Origin of the sequence: Streptococcus mitis (assembly GCF_001579035.1) — a bacterium.
GTDB lineage: Bacteria > Bacillota > Bacilli > Lactobacillales > Streptococcaceae > Streptococcus > Streptococcus mitis_J.
The window spans coordinates 50,061-55,981 of record NZ_KQ970287.1 but is presented as its reverse complement, the minus strand read 5'-3'; the positions used below and the strand labels follow the sequence as shown (position 1 = coordinate 55,981).

Below are 5,921 nucleotides of genomic sequence, written 5' to 3'. Positions count from 1 at the left end.
TAACTTGGAGCTTGCCTTCTTCAGGAAGGGTAATCCGCAAATCCTCTGGACGAATAACAACCTCAACAGGTTCATTTGGCTTCATCCCACCATCAACCGCTTCGAAGCGTTTGCCGTTAAACTCAACCAAGTAGTCCTCAATCATGGTACCTGGCAAGATATTTGACTCACCGATAAAGGTGGCAACAAAGTGATTGATTGGCTCATCGTAGATGTCCACAGGTGTTCCAGACTGGACAATCTCGCCATCATTCATAACGAAAATCCAGTCACTCATGGCAAGAGCTTCTTCCTGATCGTGAGTGACAAAGACAAAGGTAATGCCCAATCGTTGTTGCAGTTCACGCAGTTCGTACTGCATGTCTGTTCGTAATTTCAAGTCCAACGCTGACAAAGGCTCGTCCAGCAAGACCACACGGGGTTGGTTGATGATGGCACGGGCTATAGCCACACGCTGGCGTTGTCCTCCAGAAAGTTTACGGATAGAACGTTTTTCGTAACCTTCTAACTGAACCATCTTGAGAACTTCCGCTACGCGTTTCTCGATTTCTTTCTTGTCAATCTTGCGCAAGCGGAGCGGAAAGGCAACATTTTCAAACACATTCATATGCGGAAACAAGGCATAGGATTGGAAGACTGTATGGACGTCTCGCTTGTTGGTTGGAATGTCATTGATACGGACACCATCCAGCAAAATATCTCCTGTCGTCGCATCCAGTAAACCTGCAATGATGTTAAGGATAGTTGATTTCCCTGAACCAGATGCGCCTAGAAGGGTGTAGAATTTTCCTTCTTCCAACTCAAAGTTGATATCTTTGAGAACCTTGGTGTTGCTGTCTTCAAAAACTTTTGAGACGTTTGTGAATTCAATAATTGGTTTTTTCAATTGTCATTTATTCCTTCTTTTTCATAGATTAACAGATCAGGGCTCTGTCAGGCCGCTACTACCTCGTGTAGGAGATTGAACTGCCTAAATTCTTCTGCACTAACGATAGGCTTTCACCCCCTTTCCATGATATAGCAGCAGCATTTCAACTACAGCTTTCTACTTGCCTTCACCTAAAATACGGACTTCTCTTTCAAGCGTGATACCTGAGTGTTCCTTGACCTTTTCAATCACAGACTCAATCAAGTCTTCGTAGTCTTTGGCCGTTCCATCTGCGACATTGATCATAAATCCTGCGTGCTTTTCAGACACTTCAACACCACCGATACGATAACCTTTCAAGCCAGCTTCTGAAATTAATTGACCCGCAAAATGCCCTACTGGACGCTTAAAGACCGAACCACAAGATGGATATTCCAAAGGTTGCTTGAGTTCACGTAGGTGCGTCAAGCGGTCCATTTCCTGCTTGATAACCTGATGGGTTCCTGGAGCTAGGGCAAATTTAGCTGACAAGACAACTGCACCAGACTCCTGAATAGCTGAGTGGCGGTAACCAAAAGCCAAATCTTTGGCAGACAAGGTTTCAATTTCTCCATCCTTGGTCAAGACCTTACAAGACTGCAAGATGTGAGCAATCTCTCCCCCATAGGCACCTGCATTCATAAAGACCGCACCACCGACACTTCCTGGAATGCCACAAGCAAACTCAAAGCCAGTCAAACTATGACGAAGGGCAATGCGAGTTGTTTCAATCAAGTTAGCACCAGCTTCAGCTTCGATGGTATAGCCATCAACGGAAACATTATTGAGCTTGTCACACAAGATGACAAATCCACGAATCCCACCATCACGAACGATGATGTTGCTGGCATTTCCAAGAACCATCCAAGGAATATTTTCTTGATTGGCAAATTTGACAAGGCGCGCCAACTCAAAACGATTTCGTGGAAAGACCAAATAATCAGCCTCTCCACCTACTTTTGTATAACTATAGCTATGCAAGGGTTCCTTAAAACGGATATCAATTCCTTCTAAGATTTCAAGCATTTTTTCTCTTACAGACATGTCACTCTTCCTTTTACAAAATTCATTCCATTATACCATTTTTAGAGACATTTGACGACCATAAAAAGACTTTGTTTGGATTTTGAATAAGAAAAAGAGGTTCCCCCTCTTTTTATGATTTTTTGCAAAAGATATCCTTTGTTCCATAAGCAACCAGAACAAGTTCAAGTGCTAGGACAACTTCAACCAAGGCTGGATTTGTTAACCAGCCAACTTGGACTAGAGATGGTGCCAGATCAAAGAAGGCATGTAGGCCATAGGCTGCTAGGAGATAAATCCACTTCTTCTGGCGAACAGCTTGGTAAACCCAAACTGTCAAAAGTAATTGGAAACCTAGAGCCAGAATCCGTTCAAAACCAAGCAAATAAATTTGCCAGACAGATAGCGACTGGATGGTTTTCAACATATTTTCAGACAGCAATTGCATAACCTGTGGATTCTGCGTTTGAACTGCTGAGAGAACGATGTAGAGATTAAACAAACTAGCAAGACCCAGGAAAATTAATTCCAAGCCACCATGCCCCAGTCCATAGGCCAAGGCGTCTGCCTTTTCCAAACTTCTCTTTTTCTCCAACCATTTGAAGAAAATAAGACGAGCAGTTTCCTCAAAAAATGCTGCCATGGCTAGGCCATAGAGGATATAGAGAAGCGGATGGTCTTGCAAGAGGGCAATACTGCCGTCCTTTTGAGGATGCAAAACCAAGATATGCACCAGTTTTTCCAAAATCTGTGAAGAGACAAAGAAGGCGACAGCCCCCAAGCCCAAGACAGCTAGATTAATCTGGTATTTCTTTTTGGCATACCAAATGCTCCCTATCAAGAAAGCCAGCAACAGCACCATGGTAATGATAATATGAATGGTCATTTTCTTCTCCTATTCCGCCTTTTCAATATCTTTTTTCATCTCGTCAACATTGAACTTAGCAAACAAATATTGACGGTCTTGGACTGGGAAACGTTGGTCCAATTGGTCAACAGCTCCCACCTCAATAATGCCTTCCTTGATAACAAAGTCCATGACATGTCCACCGAAGGTCAAGTCATCTGAAATGAAGTGTAGATGATAGCCTGCCACACTGACCCCATGGAAAATCTCAGGCGTCCAGAAACCAACGATGGTTCCCGCCACATTGTCACGACTATATTCAGGTTGATGGGTTGCGACATCAGCAAACTTGGTATCTGGTGTCGACTTGGGAATCATGCGCACATGCATATGCGAAAATTCCCCCCGAATCTTGATAGAGCGGAAAAGATTTTCCCCGTCATAATAAGACTCGATTCGCTCTTCCAATTCCTTGTCTGTCATCTCAAACCGCTGGCGGAAAATGACCTCTGCCTGATGCGGTACCACTGCTGCGTAAGGAATAAGGGCATCTGGTGATACTTCTACAATTTCTGGCTGATCTCCTGATCCTTTGGCCTGATAAGCTTTGCCATCCAAGACAATCAATTCCCCATCAATGGAATCCAAGGTTCCCAAACCAAGATCACCATACTCTAGCAATTCTCCCACTGTCATGGTCCCACCATAAAGGCCAGCCATCAAGGCTCCAAGGGTATTGTATTGAAATAATTTCACTGGTTCCTGCACGTTCTTATCCATTCACTTTCTTGTCTGTTATTCTATAAATCTTACTCCTAAGTATACCACATTTGCCCCTAGATGTGAACGAGAGAAATACCCTAGACATTGCCAAGAAGGAAAAAAAAGGGTACAATGTAACAAAATCAAGGGAGGTCTGGAATGAAGAAACTAAGCAAGTACCAAGAGGTTGTTTCCTATCTTAAAAATGGCATCGAGTCTGGACGTTTTCCAACGGGAAGTCGCCTGCCTTCTATCCGTCAACTGAGCCTTGACTTTCACTGTAGCAAGGACACCATTCAACGAGCCCTGCTGGAATTACGGCACGAACAATACCTCTATGCCAAGCCCCAGAGTGGTTACTATGTCCTAGAACAAGGGCAACACCAGGACCTAGAAATTGAGGTTACGGACGAACACGCCAGCGCCTATGACGATTTCCGACTCTGTGTCAATGAAACCTTGATTGGCCGAGAAAACTACCTCTTCAACTACTATGACAACCAAGAAGGATTAGAAGACCTAAGACAGTCCATTCACAAACTACTCTTTGACCAAGCTCTCTACTGCAAGGCAGACCAGTTGGTATTGACTTCTGGAACCCAACAAGCCCTTTTTATCCTTTCTCAAATTTCCTTTCCTAGCCAAGCCAAGGAAATCTTGGTGGAACAGCCGACCTACCATCGAATGAACCGCCTCTTGATTGCTCAGGGATTGGACTATCAAACGATTGAACGAGGCATTGATGGGATTGACTTGGAGGAGTTGGAAGGTCACTTCAAAACAGGAAAAATTAAGTTTTTCTATACCATTCCTCGTTTTCACTATCCTTTGGGGCATTCCTATTGTGAGCAGGACAAACGAGCTATTCTTGACTTAGCTGCCAAGTATGGTGTCTATATCGTAGAGGACGACTATCTGGGGGATTTGGACTCCAAGAAGGGCCAGACCTTCCACTATCAGGATACAGAGAAGCGCGTCATTTATATCAAGTCCTTCTCAACCAGCCTCTTTCCAGCCCTGCGGATAACAGCACTCATCCTGCCAAATGCTATCAAGGAAGCCTTTGTGGCCTACAAAAATATCCTAGACTACGACAGCAACCTCATCATGCAAAAGGCCCTGTCACTCTATATTGACAGTCAATTGTTTGAGAAAAACCGTCTAGCTCGCTTGTCCAATCAGGAAGCTTACCAGAAGCAAATCGAGGAAAGATTAGCTAACACTCCTTGTCCCCTTCCTCACTTTCCCCTACACGATGGTTTATTACTTGATCTCAGACAGTATCCTAAAATCGCCAGTCTCAAGCACAGCCAACTGGGCTTGGATTTCTTTGAAGAGGCTTACTTGGGTGCCTGCCCTTATCAATTTGCCAAGGTATCCTTAGACAATCTGGAAAATGTTTTAGACTATTTAAAAGCAGAATTGGACTGACTTCCAACTCTGCTTTTTTCTTATACTCTTCGAAAATCTCTTCAAACCACGTCAGCGTCGCCTTACCGTAGATATGGTTACTGACTTCGTCAGTTCTATCCACAACCTCAAAACAGTGTTTTGAGCTGAACTTCGTCAGTCTTATCTACAACCTCAAAGCAGTGCTTTGAGCAACCTGCGGCTAGCTTCCTAGTTTTCTCTTTGATTTTCATTGAGTATTATTCTTCAACTTCTGTTAGGCTTGCTGCTTTTTCAAGATAGCTTTGGTAAGTTCCTTCATCCTTAAGTTTTTGGATGACCTTGTCCACCACTTCTTTCAAATCAGCACTATTTTTTCTAAGGGCAACTGCATTGGCTTCGCCGTCCTTCATCTTCAAGCTGACAGTTGCGACAGCTAGGTCTGCATTTTTAGCAGCATAGCTAAGAGCAACAGGCTCATCCATGTGAACAGCATCTACTTTTCCAGCCTGTAATTCATTGACTGCTTCACCCATATTGGTTAGGGAAGTTAATTGAGCTTTTGGCAATTGTTCCTTGACCATTGATTCTGGAACAGTCCCTTTTTGGGCTGCAATATTAGCACTTTCTAGGCTAGTTAAATCCTTGTATTTTTCCACATCAGCCTTACGAACCAAGAAACTAATCTTGTTTTCATAGTAAGGGATTGAAAAATCAAAGACTTCTTTTCTCTCATCAGTAGCGCTAATTCCTGCAACTGCTAGGTCAGCCTTGCCAGTTTGAAGACTGGTCAAAACATTGTCAAAACTCATGCTTGAGATTTCCAACTTAACCCCAAGTTCATCAGCGATAGCCTGAGCCATGTCAATATCCGCACCGACTACCTGATTTTTCCCATCAACTAAAGATTGGAATTCAAAGGGTGCATAGTCAGGACTGGTCGCTACTACCAATTTCCCCTTTTGCTTAATGGCCTCAGCAGCTGACTGAGAA

6 protein-coding genes are annotated in these 5,921 nt (G+C 43.6%); 1 reads left to right on the top strand and 5 read right to left on the bottom strand.

Features of this window, described 5'->3' with window-relative positions; genetic code table 11:
- The 4 genes from SMIDD26_RS04695 to budA form a co-directional block, all read right to left on the bottom strand.
- Window positions 1–886: ABC transporter ATP-binding protein (locus tag SMIDD26_RS04695; RefSeq protein ID WP_246746910.1), on the bottom strand; the 886-nt coding region annotated here is incomplete at its 3' end.
- 159 nt (window positions 887–1,045) lie between these two features.
- Entirely contained in the window at window positions 1,046–1,951 is a 906-nt protein-coding gene (murB, locus tag SMIDD26_RS04690; RefSeq protein ID WP_061439227.1) for a UDP-N-acetylmuramate dehydrogenase, read from the bottom strand.
- 112 nt (window positions 1,952–2,063) lie between these two features.
- The gene (locus SMIDD26_RS04685; RefSeq protein ID WP_061439225.1) at window positions 2,064–2,816 is read right to left on the bottom strand and encodes a YhfC family intramembrane metalloprotease; all 753 of its coding nucleotides are present in this window, start codon (window positions 2,814–2,816) and stop codon (window positions 2,064–2,066) included.
- Between the two features lie 9 nt (window positions 2,817–2,825).
- Window positions 2,826–3,557, bottom strand: a complete 732-nt coding sequence (gene budA, locus SMIDD26_RS04680) for an acetolactate decarboxylase (RefSeq protein WP_061439223.1) — start codon at window positions 3,555–3,557, stop codon at window positions 2,826–2,828.
- Between the two features lie 141 nt (window positions 3,558–3,698).
- Between budA and SMIDD26_RS04675 the strand changes: the two genes are divergently transcribed.
- Window positions 3,699–4,970 (top strand): aminotransferase-like domain-containing protein, encoded by a 1,272-nt coding sequence (locus tag SMIDD26_RS04675; RefSeq protein WP_061439221.1) that lies wholly within the window; start codon window positions 3,699–3,701, stop codon window positions 4,968–4,970.
- Window positions 4,971–5,188: 218 nt separating this feature from the next.
- Here the strand turns inward: SMIDD26_RS04675 and SMIDD26_RS04665 are convergent.
- The coding region (locus tag SMIDD26_RS04665) for an ABC transporter substrate-binding protein (protein ID WP_061439219.1) at window positions 5,189–5,921 on the bottom strand (733 nt) is incomplete at its 5' end.